Origin of the sequence: Blautia sp. OM07-19 (assembly GCF_003481595.1) — a bacterium.
Lineage (GTDB): Bacteria > Bacillota > Clostridia > Lachnospirales > Lachnospiraceae > Blautia_A > Blautia_A intestinihominis.
The window spans coordinates 24,354-47,693 of record NZ_QULA01000027.1; the positions used below are offsets into that span (position 1 = coordinate 24,354).

Here is a 23,340-nt window from a genome sequence, read left to right on the forward strand (position 1 = left end):
GATTATTTTACCTTTATAACTGCTTTAACAAGGTCTGTCTTGTTATTTACAGCTTCATCATATGCGTCTTTAATATGATCCAGATCAAACTCATGTGTTACAATATTCTTAACATCAATTGCTCCACTTGCAACTGCTGCAATTGCTTTTGGATAAATATTCTTATAACGGAACACAGATTTAATTGTTGCTTCCTTGTCCATAATCTGAGCAAAATTATAATTGATTTCTTCTTTTGAGGAAATTCCAACTAATGTAATTGTTCCCCCTCTTCTGACAATAAATGGAGTCTGTGCAATAGTCACAGGTGATCCGGCAGTCTCAAATACTACATCTGCACCTCTTCCACCGGTCAGTTCTTTGATTTTTTCAAGAGCATCTTCCTTTCCACTGTTAATCACAGCTGTTGCTCCAAGTTCCATGGCTTTATCCAAACGAGCCTGAACAAGATCTGCTACAATGATCTGACCTGCACCATGTGCTTTGCATGCCAACAGGGTTACAAGACCAATACATCCAGAACCAAGGATTACAACTGTATCTCCAGTTCCTACATTTCCCTGCTCAGCTGCATAAAATCCTACTGACAATGGCTCAATCAGTGCACCTTCTTTTGTAGATACATTTTCTGGAAGTTTAAAACACATATCTTCTGGAAAAGCGATAAATTCTTCATTACATCCCTGAACTGGAGGAGTTGCAAGAAATACAACATCTGGACATAAATTATAATGTCCTGATTTACAGAATTCGCATTTACCACAAGTAATTCCCGGTTCCAGAGCAACGCGATCTCCGACTTTAAGATTTTCCACATCTTTACCCACTTCAACGATCGTACCTGCACACTCATGCCCTAACATGAAATCCTCTGAAAGATCCACTTTGTATGCACCACAGCATCCATTATGATAATAGTGTACATCTGATCCACAAATTCCAACATATTCTAATGATACAAGAACCTCTTTGTCTTTAATCTGAGGAACAGGAATCTCTTTAATTACCATATTATCTGTGCCTCTCATAACAGCACTTTTCTGTAACATCTTCATTGTAACTTCCCCTTTCTTAGAGTAATTGCCCGATATGTTCTGGCATACCGGGCAACACTTAATAACCTAATTATTCTTCAGCTGCTTTCACATCATCTTCGGTAAGTTCACCATTATCAATATAGATCTGAATGTAATCATCTACGTTATCTGCATTGATTTCCGGAGCATCTACATAATCATTTACATCTGTTACTTCCATTTCACCATTAACAACTTTTTCTGCGTACTCCAGATTCTTCTCAGCAAGGTCTGCTGCTGACTGTAATGCTGTAGAAGTAAGAAGTCCTTCTTTGATCAGGAGACATCCCTGTGCTGTTCCATCAACACCATATGCCAGAAAATTCGCTGTTCCATCTTCATTGAAATAATCTTTATTTTCTCTGATTGCTTCAATCGCACCTGCTGCCATGTTATCGTTCATAGAAATGATAGCATCAATATGAGTTCCCGCCTGTACCCAGGATTCCATCAATGTAAGTGCTTCATCACTGTTCCAGTTTGCAAAATCTTCATAAAGAATATTTACATCTGTACGTTTGCTGAAGAAGTTCTCATCCCATGCTTCACGTCTTTTATCTGCATGATAATTTCCGGAAGGTCCTTTCAATACAACAACATTTGCATTTTCAGGAACTTCATCTACAGCTCTTGTTGCACTGACTTTTGCCTGCTCGATTGGATCTGCATCAACAGTACCCGTTCCTGCCATAACAGAAGTATCATCTCCACCATCCAGATCATTCTGATGTGTAGTCGGATTTGTTGTGATAACCGGAATTCCTGCATCTACAAGCTGCTGCACATACGGAGCCTGAGCACCATTATTATTTGACTGTACAATAACAAGATCATACTGTTTTGTAATACAATCTTCCAGCAGACCGTTTTCTTTATTATCATCGCCCTCGCCACTTACACAGGTAAGTTCAATATCATCATACTTTTCTGCCTGCTTTTTCATTTCAGTTGTAAGCCATGCCGCAAAGGTATCTGAACTTGCTCTTGCAACAAAACATACTCTCTTTGCATCTGCTGCACTGACACTCATCGCCGGTACCATAGACACTGCCATAACACTTGCCAATAAAATTGCTCCGATTTTTTTTGCCTTCATAAATTACTTCCTCCTTAATAAAATGTGATTTACTTATACTGTCACTTCCTCGACAGAATAGTTTCTCTTTTACGCCTGTTTATTCCCCTCTTCTTTAACAATGATCACTTTTCTTGATTTTTTAGATTTGCTTACCACATCAAATGCTACTGCAAGAACAATAATTGCACCTTCAATAATCTGCTGAATATAAGAGTTAACACCCAGAAGATTCATAACATTTTCCAGAAAACCAATGATAAATGCTCCGGCTATTGTTCCACTTACTGTACCAATACCGCCTGTAAAAGAAGTACCGCCAACGATTGCTGCTGTCAGACCTGTCATTTCATATCCAATTGCACCGTTAGGAAGACCTGCATTATTTCTTGCCATAAAAATCATTCCTGCAAGTCCTGTCATAATACCATTTAATATGTAAGATTTATAAATATTTCTCTTTGCATTAATACCACTCGCTTCTGCTGCCGCACGACTTCCACCGATTGCATATAGTGCACGTCCATATCGTGTATTATTGACCAGATACCAGACAACAATTGTTACAAGTATCACCAGAATTACTGGCACTGGCACCGGACCTACCATTCCCTGTCCGATCTTAACAAAATTTCCTAACTGAAGAATATTCTGTCCACCGGTAAAATAAAGGGCAAGTCCTCTGGCTGCCTGCTGCATACCAAGCGTCGCAATGAATGCCGGCACATTAAACTCCGCAATGAAAAATGCATTGACAAGATTACATCCCACACCAGTTGCTACTGCTACGATAAGTGCAAGTAAAATAGAGTTTGTCGCTTTGTAAACAGATACAGAATAAACACCTGCCAATGCAAGTACAGAACCAACCGACAGATCAAGAAATCCACTGATAATCAGAAGCATTTCACCATATGCAATCAGAATTCCGACGCATAACTGCCTCGTAACATTGATCAGGTTGCTGTACTGAAGGAAATATGGACTGATAATGCTACATGCCACAAACAATACGATCAGTACAATATAAATACTAAATTTTTGTAAGTTATTTATTTTTTTTGTTTTCATTCTCTTTACCCTCCGCACATTCAACCGTTCTTTAAGCCAGTTGCGTATCTCATAATTACTTCCTGAGAGAATTCTTCTCTGTTGATACATCCGCTTATTTTACCCTGGCACATGATATAGATTCTGTCACACATTCCAATCAGTTCCGGAAGCTCTGAGGATACCATGATGACCGCTTTGCCTTCCTTTACAATATCTGTAATCAGTTTATAGATTTCAAATTTTGCTCCGACATCGATACCTCTTGTCGGCTCATCCAGGATCATAATATCTGGCTCACACAAAAGCCATCTTGCTAAAAGTACTTTCTGCTGATTTCCTCCGGAAAGTGTGGAAATAGCGGTATCAAGAGTCGGTGTCTTTACATGCATCTTCTCGAAGCTTTCTTTTACACTCTGTTTTTCTTTTGCCTTATGCGTATAACCCTTGTAGATAATTCTTTCCAGACTGGCAAGACTGGCGTTTTCCATAACACTCCTGACAGGAATAATTCCGTCATCTCGTCTGCTCTCAGAAAGCATGACCATCTTCTGTTGAATACTGTCATGAGGACATTTAATCTTTGCCTCTTTTCCATTAATGAAAACCTGACCTGAATCATGAGGATCCAAACCAAAAATCGCTCTCATAGTCTCTGTTCTTCCAGCTCCGACCAATCCGGCAAAACCAACAATCTCACCTTTCGCAACATGGAAATTTATATCTTCAAAGAGATCTTTCTGAGAAAAATCCTTTATCTCAAGAGCTTTGTCTCCAATCGGAACTGTTTCTTTCGGATATACATTATCCAGTTTTCGTCCAACCATTCTGGCAATGACCGTATCAAGATCAAGATCTTCCGCTCTGTCTGTTGAAACTACAGCACCATCTCTTAAGACTGTAATGTCATCTGCGATTCGGAAAACTTCCTCCATCTTATGTGAGATATAAATAATTGAAATACCCTGTGCTTTCAGTTCTTCTATCTTACGGAAAAGCTTTTCAACCTCGCGATCTGTAATGGAAGATGTCGGCTCATCCATAATAATAACCTGTGCATTATTTGTAACTGCTTTGATAATCTCAAGCATCTGAATATCCGATACTGTCAGAGTTTTCAGTTTCTGTGTTGGTTCATATGGAAGATTCTCATCTTTAAGAAACTGTCTGGCATCCCGTCTTATTTTTCTCCAGTCTACTTTTCCGAATCTGTTAACTGGAAGCCGCCCCAAAAAAAGATTCTCCTCTACAGAAAGTTCCGGCACATAATTTAATTCCTGTGCTACCATGGAAATTCCCATTTCCATAGCCTGTATAGGATTCTTGATTGTTACTGGTTTTTCATCAAGATATATCTGACCCTTATCTGCCTGATACAATCCCATGATAATTTTCATCAGTGTAGATTTTCCAGCTCCATTTTCACCACAAAGCGCATGAACGGTTCCTTTTCTTACTGCAAAATCAATTCCGCTCAATGCTTTTACGCCAGGAAAGGATTTCTCTACTCCGCTGACCCGCATCTTGATTTCGTCCATTACTTCACCGCCTTTTTAATTTGCTTGACCTGTTTTCTATTTAAGAGTATATTCCTGTGTTTTACTTATGTCAATACTTTTATGTAAGTTTGTATAATATATAACAAATTATAATTATTTATTTGTGCATTTTTTATATTTACGCCTGTTTCATCTTATATATTGACATTTTTTTCACATTATTTGCATCAATGTTTTAACAAAAGTTTTTATTTATCATCTAGTATTCACTCAACAAAAATGCTATTATATGCTATATAAGCAATATATTTTTTATATATTCTGCACCAAAGGAGGCAAACCTAATGGAAGAGTATCTTAATAAATCCAAAATATCCGGAGACATTTTCAGATTTCTATACTTAAATAAACAGAGTTCCCGACAGGAAATTGCACAATCTCTCGGCATCAGCCTTCCTACAACTACTCGTAACCTTAATGCACTGCAGGAATCTGGTTTTATTGAAAATGCCGGAGAATTCCAATCCACCGGAGGGCGAAAAGCAATTAGATATCAATGTGTCGCAAATTCCAGATATGCGATTGGTATTGATATCACTCGAAATCATCTTTCTATCGTATTGATTGATCTTGCTTTAAATATCATTGATAATACAAGACTTCGAATTCCATTCCACGAAAGTCACGACTACTTTTGCATTCTGAAACAGGAATTCGAAAAAATTGTTTCGAAGAACATACCTGACCGTTCTAAATTACTTGGAGTTGGCATTGCTCTTCCAGTCATCATAGGCGAAGATCATAAGACTGTAACATACGCAACCGTAATTCCTCTGTCTTTAAACATTTACAATTTCTTCAGCGACTATATACATGAACCGTTTTTATTCTTCAATGATGCAAACTCTGCCGGCCTGGCAGAAAGCTGGAAAGGAGATTATAAAGATGCTGTGGCATATCTTTCTCTAAGCAGTAGTATTGGTGGTGCATATATGAATAATAAAATGATCTACGGAGGCTCCAATAACAGAGGCGGTGAATTCGGTCATATGACAATCATACCTCATGGAAAGCGCTGTTACTGCGGTAGATATGGATGTCTGGATGCTTACTGTACTGCCAATGTACTAACTGATTTCACAGAAGGAAATTTAAAAGAATTTTTTGATATTTTAAAATCAGGAACTAACCGAGGAATTCAGAATATATTTGAAGATTATACCGATTATCTGGCAATCGCCGTAAATAATCTTCGAATGTGCTTTGACTGCGATGTTATACTGGGAGGAAATGTTGGTGCCTATATGGCAGATTATATCGAGGATTTTCGTGAAAAAGCATCAAAGTTAAATCCTTTCGAGAGAGATGGCAGCTATATCCGCGTATGCCATTATCGCACAGAAGCTGCTGCCGTAGGTGCTGCTATTTATTATATTGACCAGTTCATTCAAAATTTCTAATCTTTAAAACCTATAAATCAATCGGATAAACAGAAAACTGCCGCCAGCCCGACGAATCTTGTCAGGCGGCGGCAGTTTAAAGTTCTGTTTTATTTTTAGGGAAAGGAAAGAGTTCCGGCAACTCTCCCGGCATTGAAGTGTTACCGGAGGTCTTAAAAGGCTTTTCCTTTAAGACAATTACATCTTACAATATAAATGTGAGGAGTTTTTGTCCTTTTTCTAATAAATTTATAAAATTTCTAACATAATTATAAATTTCAGGCTTTTCTTTTGTCTAATTTTCTGGAAAGCATCATGCCAAGTCCCTGAAGAATCTGTACAAGAACGACAAGGATCACGATCGTAACCAGCATGATGTCTGTCTGATAACGATAATATCCATAACGGATCGCGATATCACCGAGACCGCCACCGCCGACAGTTCCTGCCATAGCAGAATATCCGAGGATCGTTCCGACTGCAATGGTAACTCCTACGAGGAGGGAAGTTCTTGCCTCTGCGAGAAGGACTTTCCAGATGATCGTTCCTGTTCCTGCGCCCATGCTGACTGCTGCCTCGATCACACCCGGCTCAACTTCTTTGAGGGAAGATTCTACCATACGTGCAATGAACGGTGCTGCAGCGATCACCAGCGGAACGATCGTTGCGCTGGAACCGTAACTCTGACCCACGATCAGCTTGGTGAGCGGGATCACCAGGATCAGAAGGATCAGGAACGGAATACTTCTGAGGATGTTTACGATCACATCCAGAACTTTATATAATGGTGCATTTGGACGGATACCTTCTTTGTCTGTAACTGCAAGCAGGATTCCAAGAGGGAGCCCCAGAACATATCCGAAAAATGTGGAGACAAGCGTCATGTATAACGTATCTCTTGTGCCTTCCAGCAGCATCGTAATTGTTGCATTATCCCACATCTGAGCTCACCTCCTCTACGCCCATATTGATATCTCTGAGGTACTGGATCATCTTATTCGCCACTTCCTCGATCTCGGGAAGCTGCAGGATCATCTCTCCCTGTGCCTGTCCATTAATGTTCTTGGTATCAGCATACAGAATGTTGACCGGTGTCCGGTAAGTAAGGACCAGGTTTGCAATCACCGGCTCGAAGGAAGATTTCTCCTGGAACGTTACACGTACCAGACGTTTGCCCTTCATTTCCTGGATCTGGGTCCTTCCGCTGAATACCAGCTTTTTGGCTTCATCTGTCTTTGGATTGCGGAAAAGTTCTTCCACAGTTCCGGTTTCTACGAGAGCTCCTCGTTCTAGAACTGCTACCTTGTCGCAGATCTCCTGTACGACACTCATTTCATGTGTGATGACAACTACAGTGATCTCATAATCCCTGTTGATCTCTTTGATCAGTTCCAGGATCGCCTTGGTCGTCTGCGGGTCCAGTGCACTGGTCGCCTCGTCACAGAGAAGGATCTGCGGATCACTTGCCAGCACTCTCGCGATCGCAACTCTCTGCTTCTGTCCACCGGAAAGCTGTGATGGATAAGAAAGTGCTTTCTCCTCAAGTCCTACGATCTTGAGATATTCCAGAGCTTTCTTACGTGCCTCTGCCTTCTTAATCCCGGCGATCTCCATTGGAAAACAGACGTTATCCAGTGCTGTTCTCTGCATGAGCAGATTGAAATGCTGGAAGATCATTCCTACCTTCTGACGCTCTTTACGAAGCTCTTTTTCTGAGAGCTCCGTAAGATTTTTGCCATTGACTCTGACTGTTCCTGATGTTGGTCTTTCCAAAAGGTTCAGACATCGTACCAGAGTACTCTTGCCTGCACCGGAGAGACCGATGATGCCGAAGATCTCTCCTTTTTCGATGGAAAAACTGATGTTTTTGGCTGCCTCTACCGTTCCACCTTTGGTGTTGAAACGCTTGCAGAGGTTCTCTACCTGTATCATCGGTTCCATTTAGATCATTTCCCCCTGTCCCTTAATAAACATCCTGAACTTAAATTATTCTGCTTCTTCAGCTGCTGCTTCTGTTGTTTCAGCGTCTGCATCTGCAGTTTCATCTTTAGCTTCGTCTGCTGCTTCTTCTGTGTCATCTGCAGAATCTTCGAATGGAACAACTGCTCCGTCGTATTTCTCGTTGATGAAGTCTTTGATCTCGTCAGATTTCAGAGTATCTACCAGAGCTTTGATCGCTTCGCTGTCTTCGTTTCCTTCTTTGACTGCGATTACGTTTACATAAGTTTTTGCTGCTTCAGAATCAGAAGTTTCGTGTGCGATGGAGTCGTTGGATACGGAATATCCAGCCTGCAGTGCGTAGTTACCATTTAATACAACGAATGCAACTTCATCTTTGACACGGGAAACCTGTGCAGCTTCCAGCTCTTCGATCTTGATGTTCTTCGGGTTTTCTTCGATATCTTTGACAGTTGCCTCAAGTCCTGCTCCGTCTTTCAGAGTGATCACTCCATTGTCCTGGAGAAGAAGAAGTGCTCTTGCTTCGTTTGTTGTATCGTTCGGAACTGCGATGGTGTCGCCGTCTTCCAGATCATCAAGAGTTTCTTTTGTTCCTGGATAGATTCCGAATGGCTCGTAGTGGATTCCGCCGGCATTTACAAGGTGTGTCCCCTGCTCTTCGTTGAAGTTATCAAGATATGGGATATGCTGGAAGTAGTTTGCATCGAAATCTCCGCTCTCTACTACAAGGTTTGGCTGTACATAGTCATCAAATACAGTAACTTCCAGATCCCATCCCTCTGCCTCAAGGAGCGGTTTTGCTTCTTCAAGGATCTCTGCGTGTGGTGTTGCGGAAGCTGCTACTTTGATGGTTCCTTTCTCTGCGTCAGCGCTTACGATCACGCCGTTTGCTGTGAGTGCTCCGATTGCCAGTGCTGCTGTAAGTGATAATGTGATGATCTTTTTTGCTTTCATAGTTCTTTCCCTCTCTTATTCCTTTTATTTTTGATTTTTTTGTTTATTCTTTATTAAGTTGTAAGTGGCTGCGACCTCCTGCATGTGTCTATCCGTTCCCGGAACTCTTATTCATAAAAAAATAACAGGAAGTCCTCTGGATCCTCCCTGTTCATGCAATCTGTCCGGCATTAAAAAATGCTTTATTTACATCTCGGTATCTGTCATCTCTTATACGTGGTCGGCAGATATCTCAGGAAGTATCCGATACATAGAAGTACAGCAAAACATAGACATGCACATGTCCATACACATCTCCTGATCCATCATACACATGACTTCTCTCTGAACTGCATTTCCTGTAAACATGATTCTTCCTCCTTTTTACTTATTTTAGATAAATTTCTTCCGGAAAATGTATTACCTATTTCTCCGATAGGTTGAATATAACATGTCTCATTCACAATGTCAACACATTTTTTATTTTTTTCCCGGAGCGCGTCTCCTCATTGCTTGACACTGATTTCTTATAATGATACCATAAATTAAATCACTCTACAATCCAATCTACAATCAACAGGAGAAAAATTTATGAATAAAAAAGCGATCATTGCCATGAGCGGCGGTGTTGATTCCAGTGTTGCAGCCTATCTGATGGTTCAGCAGGGCTACGACTGCGCCGGTGCCACTCTGAAGCTTTATGATAATCCACAGTGCAGCTATCCTGGACACCGGGCATGCTGTACTCCTTCCGATACAGAGGATGCTAGAAGTGTTGCCGCACGTCTCGGCATGCTTTATTACGTATTTCCCATGCAGGAGAAATTCCACGAAAGCGTCATCGATAAGTTCGCAGATACTTATCTTCACGGAGGCACACCGAACCCGTGTATCGACTGTAACCGTTTTCTGAAATTCTCCGCCCTTCTCGATAAGGCAAGAGAACTTGGCTGTGAATATATCGCAAGCGGTCACTATGCACGCAGAGAGCAGGATCCGGAGACAGGACGTTTTATCCTCAGGAAAGGACTCGACCCGACCAAGGATCAGAGCTATGTGCTCTACGCCATGACTCAGGATCAGCTTGCCCACACACTCTTCCCGCTCGGCACCTACACCAAGAAAGAAATCCGTCAGATCGCGCAGGAGCAGGGCTTCATCAATGCTGACAAACCGGACAGCCAGGATATCTGCTTCGTTCCGGACGGTGACTATGCGTCCTTCATCGAGCAGTACACCGGACAGGCTTCCGAACCTGGCGACTTCGTTGACAAAGAAGGTAAAGTCCTCGGCAAGCACAAAGGCCAGATCCACTACACTATCGGTCAGCGCCGTGGTCTCGGTATTTCCGCACCGGAATCCCTCTATGTCTGCGGCAAATCCCTGGATACCAATAAGGTCATCCTCGGAGGTAAGGATGACCTTATGAGTAATTACTGCTATATCAACGATATCAATCTGATCCCATGGGATCATCTGGACAAACCGATCCAGTGCAAAGTCAAGACACGCTACCGTCAGCCGGAACAGCCAGCAACTGTTGAGCAGCTTGGAGACGATCTCATCAAGATCACCTTCCAGGAGCCGCAGAGAGCCGTCACACCTGGACAGGCTGCCGTTCTCTACGACGGAGATATGGTACTTGGCGGAGGAACGATCCTCAGCGAAGAAGCCGCAGCAAAAGCAGTCGCTTCCACCAATTAATTTCAGCCCATCTGTACGATCACATGATATTCTTTTTTACCGGGGATCAGAGGAATCTGGTTTCCGGTAATTTTTTGTCCATCCATCTGACACCTTTCTGGACACCCGTCGGTTTATGGATCTCAATATGATATTCCGCTCCCCGGAAATGGCGTTCTACCGTAAAATCACCAAAACTTCCAGGCAGACACGGATCTACCGTAAGTCCGTCATACTCTGGCTGGATTCTGAGAAGTGCCTGCGACAGATTCACAAACGTCCACGCTGCGGTCCCCGTCAGCCAGCTGTTTTTTGCCTCGCCAAACCGCGGTGCATCTGCTCCTGCCACCATCTGTGAATATACATATGGTTCCGTTCTGTGGATGTCGCTGATCTCCTCGATGCAGGACGGACAGATCTTGCGGTAAATTTCAAATGCGCGGTCTCCTCTTCCGATCATTATCTCTGCGATCGAGATCCACGGATTATTATGACAGAAGATTCCTGCATTTTCCTTGTATCCCGGCGGGTAAGATGTGATCTCGCCAAGTTCCAGATGATATCTGGTGTATGCCGGCTGCAGAAGCATGATGCATTTCTGATACCGCTTTTTCTGCCTCTGCTGCCAGTTTTTCCCTGTCTGTACGTCTGCAGATTTCTGCAAATTCCCTGCCATATTTTACAAGCATTGCCGCGATAAATACCGACTCTGCCACCGATCCCTCAGAAGGTCCTGTCGTTTGGAAAGGTTCACCCGGCTCACTGGAGAAGCAGTTCAGGTTCAGACAGTCATTCCAGTCCGCCCTTCCGATCAGTGGAAGTCTGTGCGGTCCGAGATGTGTCACAGTAAACTGGAAAGACCGGTTCAGATGCTCAAACAGAGGCTCTTCGGTTCCCTTTTTGCAGTCAAACGGCACTGGCTCATCCAGGATCTCATAATCACCCGTCTCTTTGATGTATGCCGCCACTGCCGCGATCAGCCACAGCGGGTCATCGTTAAATCCACTTCCAATTCTCGACCTGTTCTACAAAGCAGTCGTAGAAAAATATCCAGAACTTACTTACTAAGCCCCACAACCAACGTGCCTGCCTGACCATCAGGCGGGCACGTTTTACATTATGGAAAAGACTTATGGAGGACAAAAATGGCAAAGAATAATAACCATAAGGCGGTCAGCTATAACAAATGGGGTTATATCTTTCTGATACCGTTTGTAGTAGTATACCTCATATTCCAGCTTGTTCCGCTTATCACTACAATTTATAACAGCTTCTTTGAAAATTACAGATCGGGACTTACGCAGGTCGGACCGAACTTTGTGGGCTTTGCCAACTATGCAAAACTCTTCCAGGACGGTGAGATCTGGATCTATTTCAAAAACACGATGATCATGTGGGTGATGGGATTTGTTCCCAGATCCTGGTTTCCCTGCTCCTCGGTGCATGGTTTTCCAACCCTAGCCTCCGTCTTAAGGGACAGAGATTTTTTAAGACTGTGATTTACCTTCCGAACCTTATCATGGCATCTGCCTTTGCAATGTTGTTTTTTACCTTATTTGCAGACGGCGGTCCGATCAATGCCATGCTGGTCCATGCGGGGATCCTGAAACAGGCATATTCTTTTTTCAGCCACAAATGGAGTGCCCGGACGCTTGTTGCACTGCTGAACTTCCTGATGTGGTTCGGTAATACAACGATCCTTCTGATGGCAGGCATGATGGGCATTGACCCGTCACTCTATGGGGCTGCAGAAGTGGACGGTGCGACATCCTCCCAGATTTTTAGAAGGATCACTCTCCCGCTTCTCCGCCCGATCCTGATCTACGTTATGATCACATCCCTGATCGGCGGCATGCAGATGTTTGACGTACCACAGATCCTTACAAACGGAACCGGTGATCCGATGCGTTCCACCATGACACTGATCATGTACCTGAACAAGTATCTGTTCAGCAAGAACTACGGCATGGGCGGTGCACTGTCCGTATTCCTGTTTGTCATCACAGGGCTTCTGAGCCTGATCGTATTCCGTTTCAACCAGACAAGAAAAAAACACTTCCTGTACTGATCGCACAGCTTCGAAGTGCAGATTTCCTGAAGTTTGATATGGGACAGGTTTATGTGATGATCGCATTTTCCATCTTCCCGGTTATCATCGTGTACATCCCGCTTTCCCGGTTTATCGTATCAGGCGTTGCGCTTGGCGGTGTAAAGGGGTAAAACAGCGCACTCTCAGCCTAAATTTGGGACATGTCTTTCAGAATGTCTATTGCATACCCTTTCGGTTTGTGATTTAATTAAAAGTAACGATAATACAGACTGAAACGTGTCTTTTTCGTCTGTATTCCACAACTTTTCTATCGAAGGGATATCAAAATGACAGCAAAAACTTCTCGAATTGTTATAAAGACTTTTATAAAGACTGCGCTCAAAGATTCCGATGAATCTCCGGAGCGATGCACCCGAAATCTCGTAGATATGGCACTGAACTTTGCAAACGGCCGGTTCCAGCAGTCTTTTTTTGAAATATCACGTGCAATGCTGAACAACGAAAACAGCCCTTATTATCCACTGATCGAGGATGTCCTCAAGCACATGGATAAGGAGAAACTGATCGACTTTGGTCTGAATATCGGTTACAATGGCTGCACGACAGGCGCGCACATGATCCGTAAACTGAAACGCACAGAGGATATCAATGTTCCATGGCTGCTTTCACTGGTCATCGATACTTCCCTGCCGGATTTTATTACAAAATATGATTCTGTACTGAAACAGGGCAAGGAACTTGGAATCTACACTTACTTCCTCTATACGAAGGATGATCCCGCAGAAATACTTCCTCTTATCCAGAATAACCCGGACTGTGCGATCATCCTTCTCTGTGATCCTTCCAGAATAACAGAAGAGCTCGCAGAAAAATCTGAAGCACTGAACAACGTCTTGTTCGCAGTGAAATACGATGATCAGGCAGAGGCAGCCTGCCTCGTACTCAGAGACCATCGTCTCCTGTACTCTCTGTATCATCTCTATTCTGAGGAAGACCGTGATGAGATCCTGGCCGGCACTTACTTCCGTTTTGCAGAAGAAATGCACTGCCCGTTCGCCGCTGTTTTCAGCAATGTGGACTGCTCCATTGAGACCCGCCACGCCATCTACCAGAAAATAACCGAAGACCGGAGTGCCCAGCAATACCGCACGATCCCACTGGATCTGTTCTGCGATACAGAAGTGATCGGAAATATCATCTCTTCTCCGACCAGTGTCGTCGGCTTCGGACCTGACGGTACGCTCTATACACCTGGCAGAGAAGTTTTCAGGACACCGTACAACCTCTTTGACCAGCCGCTGAAAGAACTTTTTACCAAAGCACTTTAACTCCACCAAAAAAGCCTTATTCATTCGTTTGCTGAGTGAATAAGGCTTATATTTTTGTACTTTTATGCGTCAAGTCTTTCCTGTGTCTTGATGATCACTTTGATGCAGGATTTGAGTAATTTCACAAATTCCTTCGGTGGTACCGGATTTCTCTCTGAGATCCATCTGCCGAACGCGCAGATGATCGCATCATTCCAGAAGTTTACATAAAAATCCGTGTTCGTCTGATCTCCAAGGATTTCTTTGATATCCTCTGCCATGACCGGTCCTACGATATCCCGGAAATGATTGGAAAACGAATTCTGATCTTCTACTTTCATGACTTTCCTGTAAAAATCTTTATTTTCATAAAAATAATCGCAGAGATGAAGGACACTGTCCCATCCGATCAGATCTACGCCAAGCTGTACGTGGCTCAGATACTCCACATCAAAGATCCAGTTCACAAGGTCAAACTTGTCCTTGAAATGATAGTAGAAACTTTTGCGGTTCATATTGCATTTTGCACAGATATCTGAAACGGTGATCTTACTGAATGGGGTAGATTCCATCAATTCCTTTAATGCCGATGCCAGTGCACGCTTCGTAATATTAGAGTCTGCCACGATAGTACCTCCTTCTTACATTTCTGTTGCAAATAATGCTGCACCAAGAGCTCCGCAAAGCTGTGATTTATCGCTGATCACCAGCTTCGTTCCCAGTCTCTCCTCCAACGTTTTGACAAGACCCTGATTCTGTGCAACACCGCCAGTCATCATATATGCCTCTTCCCCTCCGACACGTTTCACGAGGGAGGCTGTTTTGGCCGCAACCGCCTTATTCAGTCCATGGACGATGTCATCGGTTGCTTTGTTCTGTGCGATCAGGGAAACCACCTCTGATTCGGCAAAAACTGTGCACATACTGGAGATCGTAATATCCTCCTGATAGGAAAGTCCTACTTTACTGAGTTCATCCAGGTTCATTTCCATGGTTTTTGCCATCATCTCCAGAAATCTTCCTGTTCCGGCGGCACATTTGTCGTTCATGACGAAGTTTTTGACAGAACCGTCATCATTCAGGCGGATAACTTTGCTGTCCTGCCCGCCGATATCGACGACCGTTCTGACAGATGGATCCAGGAAATGGGCGCCCCTTGCATGGCAGGTGATCTCTGTGATACTCTTGTCGCCATCAGAGATCGCAGTTCTTCCGTATCCTGTGGTCACGACTGCATCGATGTCTTCTCTGTTAAGGTTAGACTGTCTGAGTGCTTCTTCCAATGCACGCTCCGCGCCATTCGCGGCCCCTGCTCCTGTCGGCATGATCACGCTGGAAACAATCTTTTTGTCTCTGTCCAGAATCACAACATCCGTGCTGGTAGAACCACTGTCGATTCCTGCAAAATATCCTTTACCCATGGTTTTCTCCCTTCTCGTTTCTGTCTCTATGTTCAGGCTCTCTGCAAAAGCCTCCAGACGTGTGCTCAGCTGCCCGCTGCTCTGCACGGTATAATCCGATTCGATCTTGAGGAGCGGCACATCGGTATGGCCTTTGATATCAGAATATTCAAAGCTGTAAAAATCACAGAACTTTACGGTATGATAGATGATTCCCTTTAAAGATGGATCCTGATAAAGCTGTTTACGGCCTGCATGATCCATCATGCGCATGCACGGGATCTGGTGAAGAAGTTCCTCCGCATACCATTCCATAAGCTGGTCAAAGTCCAGATCTGCTTCCGGGAGGGTGTCTCCCACGGAACGGTTGTTGACACAGGTCTCATTCACTACAGGAAGCGGCATGGCATCCTGTGTCATCTGAAAAAGTTCATTTCCCATTCTTGCTCCGAGAACTGCAAGATGCGGATCCTGCGTTCTCTTTTTTGGATGAAAAGCTTTGAGAAATTTCTCTTTATCGAAGGTAGTTCCTTTATATTCACCGTAGGCTCTTACAAGATCTTTTAACTGTGCTGCAGTTCTCTCACGGCTGCAGCTCGTATCGCAGTGAAGCATATCCACCATATACAAAAAATCCATCTCGCCGCTGTCTTCCAGAATGTCATATACGCTTCGGATCGTATCGCAGCAGTTGACCAGGACCAGTTCTTTTACTTTGCCTGCCAGAACTGCTTCAAGGACTGCCTTTCCAAATCCACAGATATTCGGATGTGCTACCTGCTCTGCCAGATCAAATCCCTCCGGCACATCATTCAGGATCTCGCACTCACCTCCAAGGGCTTCAAGAAGTTCTACCGGTGTATATTTACAGACATAATATGTTTTATTCATGATCAAAATCCCCCAGCATCTCCAGAAATGCTCCCAGTCTCGTGGAAGTCTGTCCTTCTCCGCCATGGCTCCTGTCACAGCCATCTCCATCCAGGATCAACAGTGGGATCCCTGCTTCCTCAAAGCGTTTCTTGGCGATTCTGGAACCTCCAAGGGTATGCTTGCATCCCCAGTGATTGAACCAGACAACACCGTCTGCTCCCGCCTGTTTTGCATGACGGATCCCTGCTTCGATTCTCCGTGAAACGGGACCATTCAGGGCATGATATACAAGGCGCAATGCCATCTCCTCATAAGGATCCTCGGAATGCTTCGTGATGTCCGCCACCTGTGCAAGCTCACATCCTACGATCTGTGCCTCCTCTTTCAGAAGAAGTGCATCTTTCACGGCTTCTGACCAGAACGGGATCGTATGCATCCAGTAGATGTGTCTGCCTTTTTTGGCAGGGGCTTTGCTGACATCTTCAAGAAGTTTTTGTGTATAAAGTTCTTCTTCCTCTGTTCCAAGAAGAATGTTGTTTGTCATTCCACTGTAAAGCGGAGAAACAAGGTCTGAAGGTATGTATTTATCTGCTCTTGCACTCTGAAACTTATCATAATTCTGCAATGTCCTGCGACTTCTTGCAAGACGTTCCTTCAATTTTGATTCATCAATCGTTCTGTCGGTTACTTTCTCAAGGAAAGGAAGCAGGGCTCGAAGCTGTGTTGCTACATAAGACACATTTGCCGGTGTCTGTGCGGATGGTATATCAATAGAAAAAACCGGGATGTCAAAAAACTCTGCCAGTCTGTGAAATGTAAGAAGGTTTGCGTCACACGCCAGGTTCGTATAAACGATACATTTCGGTTTCGGAAGAAGGCCCTTTTCGGCAGCTCCGATAAATGTCTTGTGGTAGCTGCAAAGCGTTTCTGAAATTCCAGAATCCTCTGCTCCCTGAAGAAAAGGTCTCTCTACCTGTGATGCCGCAAGATAGCAGGAAAAGCTTTCTACATTGTATGGATACAGTCCTGCCTCCTGAAGCAGTTCGCACGGAGTAAATACACTTACCATAACCGAACTTTCTGGATGCTTCAGCGGCTGTGTCATAACGTTCATCATCATGCCGGCCAGATACTGATCCGATGGATTCAACTGCCCTTCTGGAAGAAAACGAAATTTCAGGTTCTGCGCTTCCCATCCTGTCTTTAAAAGCCACCTCGCTCTTTCCGGTGACGTTTCACACCATTTCTCTATGTAATTTCCAAATGTCTTCACTATCTCCATATTTTGGTCTGACCGCCTTTCTTCCAAACAGTATATAGCAAATCATCGTTTATGACAAGCAAAAAAAACTTCAATCCAATTTGGATTGAAGTTCATATCACTGCCGCAGACCGGAATCGAACCGTTTTACTTAATCTCAAATACTGATAGAAAGGGGCTTTGAAGACTTCATCACGGTTGCGGTGTTCAAAAAGTGTTCAAACATTTGTAACGTACAAACTTGAAGTGGTTGAAATACTTACCCTCATCAAATTTATACCTATCTACTTATAAACTCTATTGATTTTTTCCGGTAATACTTAACCAGTGAGATACTACATCAAGTCTAATATCTCACTGATTTTTCTTATCTTATCTCAAATAGTCCTGACATGCCTATTTTCTCAGCTATTATATCTGCTTTTGAACTTGTAATGTTTGATAATAATTTTGTTGGCAAATTTTTAGATTTTTGCAATAACTCTCCCGTACTCATTTCTAAATTGAAAGCCCTTTTTATTGTTACCAACCCTTTTACTCCTTCTTTTGGCATTTTTATTAAATATAAATCACCATAGTCAACTCCTCTTATATCTCCCCCATCTATATCTTCGATTTCACATCCTTTTTCCAGCCATTCATTAAAATCTTGGATAATTTGATATGGAGTTTCCAAATCATAATCACCTGCATCTACTAGATAAACAGTTTTCGTTTCTTCTTCCTGTTTCATCAAAAAAACCAAATCACCACCATCATTTCCAATAGCAACAGTATCTGGCTGGTATATATCTACTTGCAATTCCTTATTAACATCATCCAATTCTTCAAGAGAATAAAATGTACACCCATTATCTAAACTAAGTCCATCATATTTACACAAAAATTCTTTATATACTAATGGCAACTCATATTTATATTCTCTTTCAAATGTATTTATTTTTTCTACTTTCATTTTCCAAATGCTCCTATACCATTAAAATATTTATATGATTTTTTCTATTTCTTCAGTTAATAAATTAAAATATTGACCATCTCGGGTTTTTACATATTCATAAATTTCTTTATAATATCCCATATCCGCTAATAATTTACAGGTATGATAATGCATAACAGGTATTTCTGTTTCTTTTTGCAATGTTCCACTTAATATCATTTTAATAAAAACCTGCTTGTTAGTTATTTTATCAAATAGTATGTTAGCTTCCTTTAATGCTCTTATGACCTCGTTTTTTAATTTCTCATAATTCGTATTTTCATTCACAAGATACATTCCATTATACGCTTTTGTTCTGTCTCTAAATTGGCACTCATACTCTTTAAACGATTTATTTGCAATACAGTCACCAACTTCCATATACACTCCATAATTTATATAGAATTCTATATTGGTATTATCGCTCCATTTTGATTTTTGGAAATTTATTATTCTTCCAAGTCCACTATCATCAAACAATCTATAATTCAATCCTTGCTTCTTCCAGCCATTAGGTTTGAAGTATTCAATATATATTTCATTAACTATTCTTTTAAATATGTTTTGTATCATACTTAACCCTCTTCTTTATAAATACTTCAAAGCCAAATTAAGATTATCTCTTTCATACTATTCACAGTATAATTCCATTTTATAAAATATTCAATTAAAAAGGTATGCGAATATTTTTTATTTCCGCATACCCATTTATCACTTTATTCTTTTACATATCGAATTAACTCACCAATTTCACATTCAAAATAGTTGCATAGTTTACAGATTAAATTTGCATCCAGTCTTTGAAATTCATTTCTGCAATATCTATTGAAATTTGACCTCGGTATGTCAAGTTCCTTACAAATCGTATTCTTACTGATACCTTTTTCTTGTAACAGTTCTTCTATCCTTAATTCTAAATGTCCATAGTTCATGTTCTGCACCTCTACATAAAGTATATTTATTAAATCTTTATGTAGTAATTCACTATATAGTGAGGTACTATATAGTTATCCCTCTACTAATAACACGAAAGAGGTATGTACATGAAAAAGAAAATCATAGCACCAATCACAATACTCTGTTTACTGATCATTCTCTACAATTATCTCAGACTGCCGGACTACCATATTACTAACAGCATGTCCTTTAGCAGTGCAGATATCAGAGATACTGAATTGACTGTAATTGTTTACAAATGTTGGGGAATTGATGGAGTAATCAAAGACATTGAAAACGAACATAACAAAATTAACGGTACACCTACCACCTTGGAAATCAACCTCTATTATCCAACTTATTACTTGCACAATAATAGCAAGCCGTTCCGAACTGTAACCATTGAATATAATAAAAAGGAATAGCACTCTATTACTGCTTTTGAAGTAGTATCGGCTATTCCCTCTCCTTATATTCTTTTGTTCGTATTTTCGCAAACTAACGTTCCGCAAGGATGCCCAGTGCGACGGTTCCTAACAGGGCGGCGGGTCGACTGGGCAAGTGGTCGGCTGAGAAGCATTTTCTACTCAACGACATATTTAACGTTTGATTCTCTCCGTCCCTCATATTTCTCCTGTGCCAACAGTTTATCAAGAAATTCTGACACTTCTTCCATGTCTTCACTGTCTATCAAATCCAGTTTTATCAATACATCAAGGTCTGTCTGATTCTTCGGTTGTATTGAGATCGGCTGAGATGTATCCACAACCACTTTCAACTGTTTTGTCTTATTTGCTGTTTCAATATCCGTAGTTAATCCCATAACGTGGCTTTTACTCACGCCGAATATCTGTGATAATTTTTCCCATATAGATTCATCTCTCGGCGTTCCGTTTCCATTTTCATAGTTCGTAAGCATACTTTGTGAAATGCCTAATTCTTTTGCAAGTTCCGCAACGGTTATATTCTTTTCTTTCCGCAATTCTTTTATTTTATTCATAGCGAACCTCCTTTATAAGCACATTATATTTCATCAAATTTTCCCTGTCAATCTTTTTATCGGATATTCAGATATTTTCTATTGACATTCTGCAATGCTTGTTTTATCATAAGATTATCTTAATATCTGATAATCAGATATCTATAAGGAGGTGAAACGATGATTAGAGGAAATGACTTTATTTTAAATCCAGACAAACTGCAAGAGGAATTTCAGTTAGTAGAAGTTTCTGACTGGGTAGACTTTTCTACAAAAGAAAAATTAGAATTCTACTATACAGTTCTTCTTCCAAAATTAAAGTTTGAGAAAGTCAAAGTAGGCATTAAAGCTAACACAGCGATTGTTACCAACGAAGAACTTGAACAAAAAGGGCAGATTCCAGTCTCATTTGATGGATTACATACTTGGGCTAGTCTCTATAATGGACGTCTTTCTGTCAAAGCAGAAGCTTCCAATATCAGAAAAGTGGGAATGAAATAATTTCCCTACTATGTCAGCCAGTCAGTGCCGGACAACGTCATAGGTGCTGAACTGGCTGACCTCTATACTTGATATATAAAACAACATCTTCCGAAAATAATCGGAACATTCATTACAAAAATTGGGATATGAGGTGAGATTCGTGAGCAAAACAAAAGAGTGTTTTGCATACAATACGAAAATCATTGAAACTCCTACTACAAAAGAAGTATATATTTACGAAAACCCTATTTTTATTCACTCGAAAGAAAAGGCAAATTTAACAGACACAAGTAACCGAAAAAAATTTGATGAAATGTCAGCTCATAAGCAATATGACAGTTTAAAACGCAAGCAGAAGCATTACGAACAGGCTCGTTGGGATATTGCCCGTATTGTTGACTGCAACTTTGATAACAGAACAAAATTTATAACACTGACATTTAAAGAAAACATTCAGGAAATCCTGATAACCAACAGAGAATTTAAGTATTTTATCCAGCGATTAAATTATTATTTGTACCATACCAAAACCCAGTTATTAAAATACCTTGCAACGTGGGAGAAACAGAAGCGTGGAGCAATCCATTATCATGTTATTTTCTTTGATTTTCCGTATATAGCAAAAGAAAAATTACAGAATTTATGGTCACATGGATTTATTAAAATCAATCGCATTGATGTAGACAGCAAAGAAAACAGAGGTCGTTATCTTAGCAAGTATTTTGGAAAAGACCTTGATTTGAAAGAACATAAGAAAAAAGCCTTTTTTAAATCTCAAAATCTGAAAGTTCCACACGAAACAAAAGTCATGCTGACCGAAGACATTTTACATGACTTACAAAAAGAAAATATCGTCTTTCAGAAAGAATACACAAGGCAAATTTACGATACCAACACTTTCTTATCTACTGGTTCATGCTTAAAGGACAGCAGTGTTATCTACATCAAAATTAAAAAAGAAAATCCTTGCGTAAAGGGGGAATCTTATGGATAATCCCGTTACGTTTTCAGATATAACATTATTGAATACGTTAGCCACCTGTGCTAACATGACCACAGATGAAGTCTTCAAAGATTTTAAAATTATGGCAAATAAAAAAATCTTGAAGAATCACAAATATGAAATTTATTACTCGGAATCAGAAAAAAGCTGGCGTACTTATTTACCCGATGAAACCAAACCTAACAAACGCCGTCCTGTTAAGAGGAAGAGTAAAGAGAACCTTGAAAAAGAAATCATCAGATTTTATATCGAAAAGCAGAAAGCTGAAAACCGTCAGAATGTCACACTAGAAGAATTATATGCTGAATGGCTTTTGTATAAAAGAGATTATACTTCCGTAAAAGCAAAAACAATTCAAGAATATGTATCTGAATGGAATAGATTTTTCAAAGATACAGAACTTGTTAAAATGAAGATAGGCGAAATCAAACCAATCACACTTATCCGCTTTTTCAGAGAAGCTACAAAAGACCGACAGTTCACGCACAAGCGAGTCAGTAATGCCCGTTCTGTTTTGAATGGAATCATGAGTTATGCGATCGAAGAAGAAATTATATCACATAATCCTGTCTCTGATGTGAATTTCAAACAGTTTACCTATAAGCCAGTAGAAGCACAAAGTGACAATGTATTTTCCCGTGATGATACGCATAAGTTATTAAATTATCTTCGGTGTATCATAGAGCCATATTCTCTTGCAATACAGTTATCTTTCTATCTGTTTATCCGTGTTGGAGAAACAAAAGCGATCCGTTGGGAAGATATTGACTACAATAACAGGCTTGTATATCTTCACAGACAGGCGACCTGTGAACGTACATTGAATGATGATTTAACATTCTCAAGCCGAAAAGTAAAAGTAGTAAATCAAATGAAAGGAAATACTTCTCATGGATTCCGTAAACAGTTCCTTACAGACGAAGCACTTAAAATTCTTCACAAAGCAAAGGAATTAAATCCAAATGGAATATATGTCTTTGAACCCAACGGCGAGATTATGACAACAGACAGCTTTAATCGCCGTTTGAAGAAATATTGCAAAGAAGCCGGTGTTCCTTATCATTCCAGTCATAAAATCCGCTTTTACAATGCTTCAACAGCTTTTGACGGAAATAATCTTACAACCCTTAGTTATTTAATGGGACATAGTGAGACAGCTACAACATTGCATTACTTGCGGAATGTCAATAAGAGGAAGAATGACAGGCTTGCTTTTCAGAATCTTGGTATTTCATCATAAAGTGTTCAAAGGTGTTCAAACATTTTAAAACAAAAAAATAAGAGAAACGCTGTAAATTCACAATGTCATTAACTTAAAAGCAGAAGATATTTATTCCTAAAAGGATTAGATATCTTCT

At 41.0% G+C, this 23,340-nt stretch carries 22 protein-coding genes and 3 pseudogenes; 9 read left to right on the forward strand and 16 right to left on the reverse strand.

Features of this window, described 5'->3' with window-relative positions:
* Positions 1-2 precede the first annotated feature (2 nt).
* The 4 genes from DXC01_RS15240 to DXC01_RS15255 form a co-directional block, all read right to left on the reverse strand.
* Positions 3-1,055 carry an NAD(P)-dependent alcohol dehydrogenase gene (locus DXC01_RS15240; protein WP_330427681.1) on the reverse strand — a complete coding sequence of 351 codons (1,053 nt, stop codon included), beginning with the start codon at positions 1,053-1,055 and terminating at the stop codon, positions 3-5.
* 70 nt (positions 1,056-1,125) lie between these two features.
* Positions 1,126-2,172 (reverse strand): sugar ABC transporter substrate-binding protein, encoded by a 1,047-nt coding sequence (locus DXC01_RS15245; protein WP_118253733.1) that lies wholly within the window; start codon positions 2,170-2,172, stop codon positions 1,126-1,128.
* 69 nt (positions 2,173-2,241) lie between these two features.
* On the reverse strand, positions 2,242-3,222 hold the full coding sequence (locus DXC01_RS15250) for an ABC transporter permease (RefSeq protein ID WP_118253736.1): 981 nt from the start codon (positions 3,220-3,222) through the stop codon (positions 2,242-2,244).
* 20 nt (positions 3,223-3,242) lie between these two features.
* Entirely contained in the window at positions 3,243-4,739 is a 1,497-nt protein-coding gene (locus tag DXC01_RS15255) for a sugar ABC transporter ATP-binding protein (protein WP_118699228.1), read from the reverse strand.
* Between the two features lie 305 nt (positions 4,740-5,044).
* Between DXC01_RS15255 and DXC01_RS15260 the strand changes: the two genes are divergently transcribed.
* Complete coding sequence (locus DXC01_RS15260; protein ID WP_118253743.1) at positions 5,045-6,160, forward strand: ROK family transcriptional regulator; 1,116 nt, start codon at positions 5,045-5,047, stop codon at positions 6,158-6,160.
* Positions 6,161-6,417: 257 nt separating this feature from the next.
* Here the strand turns inward: DXC01_RS15260 and DXC01_RS15265 are convergent, their stop codons facing one another.
* From DXC01_RS15265 to DXC01_RS20365, 4 genes are all read right to left on the reverse strand, one after another.
* Positions 6,418-7,080, reverse strand: a complete 663-nt coding sequence (locus tag DXC01_RS15265; RefSeq protein WP_022215213.1) for a methionine ABC transporter permease — start codon at positions 7,078-7,080, stop codon at positions 6,418-6,420.
* On the reverse strand, positions 7,070-8,080 hold the full coding sequence (locus DXC01_RS15270) for a methionine ABC transporter ATP-binding protein (RefSeq protein WP_118699229.1): 1,011 nt from the start codon (positions 8,078-8,080) through the stop codon (positions 7,070-7,072). Before DXC01_RS15270 ends, DXC01_RS15265 begins: the two co-directional genes overlap by 11 nt.
* A 45-nt stretch (positions 8,081-8,125) precedes the next feature.
* Positions 8,126-9,052, reverse strand: coding sequence for a MetQ/NlpA family ABC transporter substrate-binding protein (locus DXC01_RS15275; protein ID WP_118253748.1), 927 nt, complete (start codon positions 9,050-9,052; stop codon positions 8,126-8,128).
* Positions 9,053-9,262: 210 nt separating this feature from the next.
* Positions 9,263-9,400, reverse strand: coding sequence for a hypothetical protein (locus DXC01_RS20365; protein WP_022215210.1), 138 nt, complete (start codon positions 9,398-9,400; stop codon positions 9,263-9,265).
* Positions 9,401-9,622: 222 nt separating this feature from the next.
* On the opposite strand from DXC01_RS20365, the gene mnmA reads away from it, so the two are divergent.
* Positions 9,623-10,735 carry a tRNA 2-thiouridine(34) synthase MnmA gene (gene mnmA / locus DXC01_RS15280; protein WP_022215209.1) on the forward strand — a complete coding sequence of 371 codons (1,113 nt, stop codon included), beginning with the start codon at positions 9,623-9,625 and terminating at the stop codon, positions 10,733-10,735.
* Between the two features lie 2 nt (positions 10,736-10,737).
* Here mnmA and DXC01_RS21320 read toward each other — a convergent pair.
* Positions 10,738-11,727 (reverse strand): annotated as a pseudogene (locus DXC01_RS21320) (GH36-type glycosyl hydrolase domain-containing protein); the annotation flags it as partial.
* A gap of 132 nt (positions 11,728-11,859) precedes the next feature.
* Between DXC01_RS21320 and DXC01_RS15290 the strand changes: the two are divergent.
* From DXC01_RS15290 to DXC01_RS15300, 3 genes and pseudogenes are all read left to right on the forward strand, one after another.
* Positions 11,860-12,782: pseudogene (locus tag DXC01_RS15290) on the forward strand (carbohydrate ABC transporter permease).
* Positions 12,755-12,934: pseudogene (locus DXC01_RS21325) on the forward strand (carbohydrate ABC transporter permease); the annotation flags it as partial. The pseudogenes DXC01_RS15290 and DXC01_RS21325, both read left to right, overlap by 28 nt.
* Positions 12,935-13,090: 156 nt before the next feature.
* Positions 13,091-14,092, forward strand: coding sequence for a hypothetical protein (locus DXC01_RS15300; RefSeq protein WP_118699230.1), 1,002 nt, complete (start codon positions 13,091-13,093; stop codon positions 14,090-14,092).
* 62 nt (positions 14,093-14,154) lie between these two features.
* Here DXC01_RS15300 and dhaS read toward each other — a convergent pair whose 3' ends face one another.
* The 6 genes from dhaS to DXC01_RS15330 form a co-directional block, all read right to left on the reverse strand.
* Positions 14,155-14,697, reverse strand: a complete 543-nt coding sequence (gene dhaS / locus DXC01_RS15305) for a dihydroxyacetone kinase transcriptional activator DhaS (RefSeq protein WP_022215204.1) — start codon at positions 14,695-14,697, stop codon at positions 14,155-14,157.
* A 15-nt stretch (positions 14,698-14,712) separates the two neighbouring features.
* On the reverse strand, positions 14,713-16,362 hold the full coding sequence (locus tag DXC01_RS15310) for an acyl-CoA dehydratase activase (RefSeq protein WP_118699231.1): 1,650 nt from the start codon (positions 16,360-16,362) through the stop codon (positions 14,713-14,715).
* Entirely contained in the window at positions 16,355-17,626 is a 1,272-nt protein-coding gene (locus DXC01_RS15315; RefSeq protein ID WP_118699232.1) for a 2-hydroxyacyl-CoA dehydratase subunit D, read from the reverse strand. The genes DXC01_RS15310 and DXC01_RS15315 overlap by 8 nt, the downstream gene beginning before the upstream one ends.
* A gap of 346 nt (positions 17,627-17,972) precedes the next feature.
* Positions 17,973-18,560 carry an SMI1/KNR4 family protein gene (locus DXC01_RS15320; RefSeq protein WP_118699233.1) on the reverse strand — a complete coding sequence of 196 codons (588 nt, stop codon included), beginning with the start codon at positions 18,558-18,560 and terminating at the stop codon, positions 17,973-17,975.
* A gap of 30 nt (positions 18,561-18,590) precedes the next feature.
* Complete coding sequence (locus tag DXC01_RS15325; protein ID WP_117468093.1) at positions 18,591-19,154, reverse strand: DUF4304 domain-containing protein; 564 nt, start codon at positions 19,152-19,154, stop codon at positions 18,591-18,593.
* A 143-nt stretch (positions 19,155-19,297) separates the two neighbouring features.
* Positions 19,298-19,513 (reverse strand): helix-turn-helix domain-containing protein, encoded by a 216-nt coding sequence (locus DXC01_RS15330; RefSeq protein ID WP_025656187.1) that lies wholly within the window; start codon positions 19,511-19,513, stop codon positions 19,298-19,300.
* A 111-nt stretch (positions 19,514-19,624) separates the two neighbouring features.
* Here DXC01_RS15330 and DXC01_RS15335 point away from each other — a divergent pair, with 111 nt between their 5' ends.
* The gene (locus DXC01_RS15335; protein WP_117536920.1) at positions 19,625-19,942 is read left to right on the forward strand and encodes a hypothetical protein; all 318 of its coding nucleotides are present in this window, start codon (positions 19,625-19,627) and stop codon (positions 19,940-19,942) included.
* Positions 19,943-20,100: 158 nt separating this feature from the next.
* Here DXC01_RS15335 and DXC01_RS15340 read toward each other — a convergent pair whose 3' ends face one another.
* Positions 20,101-20,517, reverse strand: coding sequence for a helix-turn-helix domain-containing protein (locus tag DXC01_RS15340; protein ID WP_005424130.1), 417 nt, complete (start codon positions 20,515-20,517; stop codon positions 20,101-20,103).
* Between the two features lie 159 nt (positions 20,518-20,676).
* Here DXC01_RS15340 and DXC01_RS15345 point away from each other — a divergent pair, with 159 nt between their 5' ends.
* From DXC01_RS15345 to DXC01_RS15355, 3 genes are all read left to right on the forward strand, one after another.
* Entirely contained in the window at positions 20,677-20,997 is a 321-nt protein-coding gene (locus tag DXC01_RS15345; RefSeq protein WP_118699234.1) for a hypothetical protein, read from the forward strand.
* Between the two features lie 142 nt (positions 20,998-21,139).
* On the forward strand, positions 21,140-21,973 hold the full coding sequence (locus tag DXC01_RS15350) for a rolling circle replication-associated protein (protein WP_199705024.1): 834 nt from the start codon (positions 21,140-21,142) through the stop codon (positions 21,971-21,973).
* A complete protein-coding gene (locus DXC01_RS15355) occupies positions 21,966-23,222 on the forward strand; it encodes a tyrosine-type recombinase/integrase (protein WP_117980795.1) in 1,257 nt (418 codons plus the stop codon). Before DXC01_RS15350 ends, DXC01_RS15355 begins: the two co-directional genes overlap by 8 nt.
* Positions 23,223-23,340 lie beyond the last annotated feature (118 nt).

Coding starts and splice junctions, on each gene's coding strand:
- DXC01_RS15300 (WP_118699230.1), top strand. CDS start 13,091: ATGACAGCAAAAACTTCTCGAATTGTTATAAAGACTTTTATAAAGACT.
- DXC01_RS15265 (WP_022215213.1), bottom strand. CDS start 7,080: ATGTGGGATAATGCAACAATTACGATGCTGCTGGAAGGCACAAGAGAT.
- DXC01_RS15330 (WP_025656187.1), bottom strand. CDS start 19,513: ATGAACTATGGACATTTAGAATTAAGGATAGAAGAACTGTTACAAGAA.
- DXC01_RS15245 (WP_118253733.1), bottom strand. CDS start 2,172: ATGAAGGCAAAAAAAATCGGAGCAATTTTATTGGCAAGTGTTATGGCA.
- DXC01_RS15250 (WP_118253736.1), bottom strand. CDS start 3,222: ATGAAAACAAAAAAAATAAATAACTTACAAAAATTTAGTATTTATATT.
- DXC01_RS15320 (WP_118699233.1), bottom strand. CDS start 18,560: ATGAAAGTAGAAAAAATAAATACATTTGAAAGAGAATATAAATATGAG.
- DXC01_RS15355 (WP_117980795.1), top strand. CDS start 21,966: ATGGATAATCCCGTTACGTTTTCAGATATAACATTATTGAATACGTTA.
- DXC01_RS20365 (WP_022215210.1), bottom strand. CDS start 9,400: ATGTTTACAGGAAATGCAGTTCAGAGAGAAGTCATGTGTATGATGGAT.
- DXC01_RS15345 (WP_118699234.1), top strand. CDS start 20,677: ATGATTAGAGGAAATGACTTTATTTTAAATCCAGACAAACTGCAAGAG.
- DXC01_RS15275 (WP_118253748.1), bottom strand. CDS start 9,052: ATGAAAGCAAAAAAGATCATCACATTATCACTTACAGCAGCACTGGCA.
- DXC01_RS15315 (WP_118699232.1), bottom strand. CDS start 17,626: ATGGAGATAGTGAAGACATTTGGAAATTACATAGAGAAATGGTGTGAA.
- DXC01_RS15325 (WP_117468093.1), bottom strand. CDS start 19,154: ATGATACAAAACATATTTAAAAGAATAGTTAATGAAATATATATTGAA.
- DXC01_RS15335 (WP_117536920.1), top strand. CDS start 19,625: ATGAAAAAGAAAATCATAGCACCAATCACAATACTCTGTTTACTGATC.
- DXC01_RS15255 (WP_118699228.1), bottom strand. CDS start 4,739: ATGGACGAAATCAAGATGCGGGTCAGCGGAGTAGAGAAATCCTTTCCT.
- DXC01_RS15240 (WP_330427681.1), bottom strand. CDS start 1,055: ATGAAGATGTTACAGAAAAGTGCTGTTATGAGAGGCACAGATAATATG.
- DXC01_RS15270 (WP_118699229.1), bottom strand. CDS start 8,080: ATGGAACCGATGATACAGGTAGAGAACCTCTGCAAGCGTTTCAACACC.
- DXC01_RS15260 (WP_118253743.1), top strand. CDS start 5,045: ATGGAAGAGTATCTTAATAAATCCAAAATATCCGGAGACATTTTCAGA.
- DXC01_RS15310 (WP_118699231.1), bottom strand. CDS start 16,362: ATGAATAAAACATATTATGTCTGTAAATATACACCGGTAGAACTTCTT.
- mnmA (WP_022215209.1), top strand. CDS start 9,623: ATGAATAAAAAAGCGATCATTGCCATGAGCGGCGGTGTTGATTCCAGT.
- DXC01_RS15340 (WP_005424130.1), bottom strand. CDS start 20,517: ATGAATAAAATAAAAGAATTGCGGAAAGAAAAGAATATAACCGTTGCG.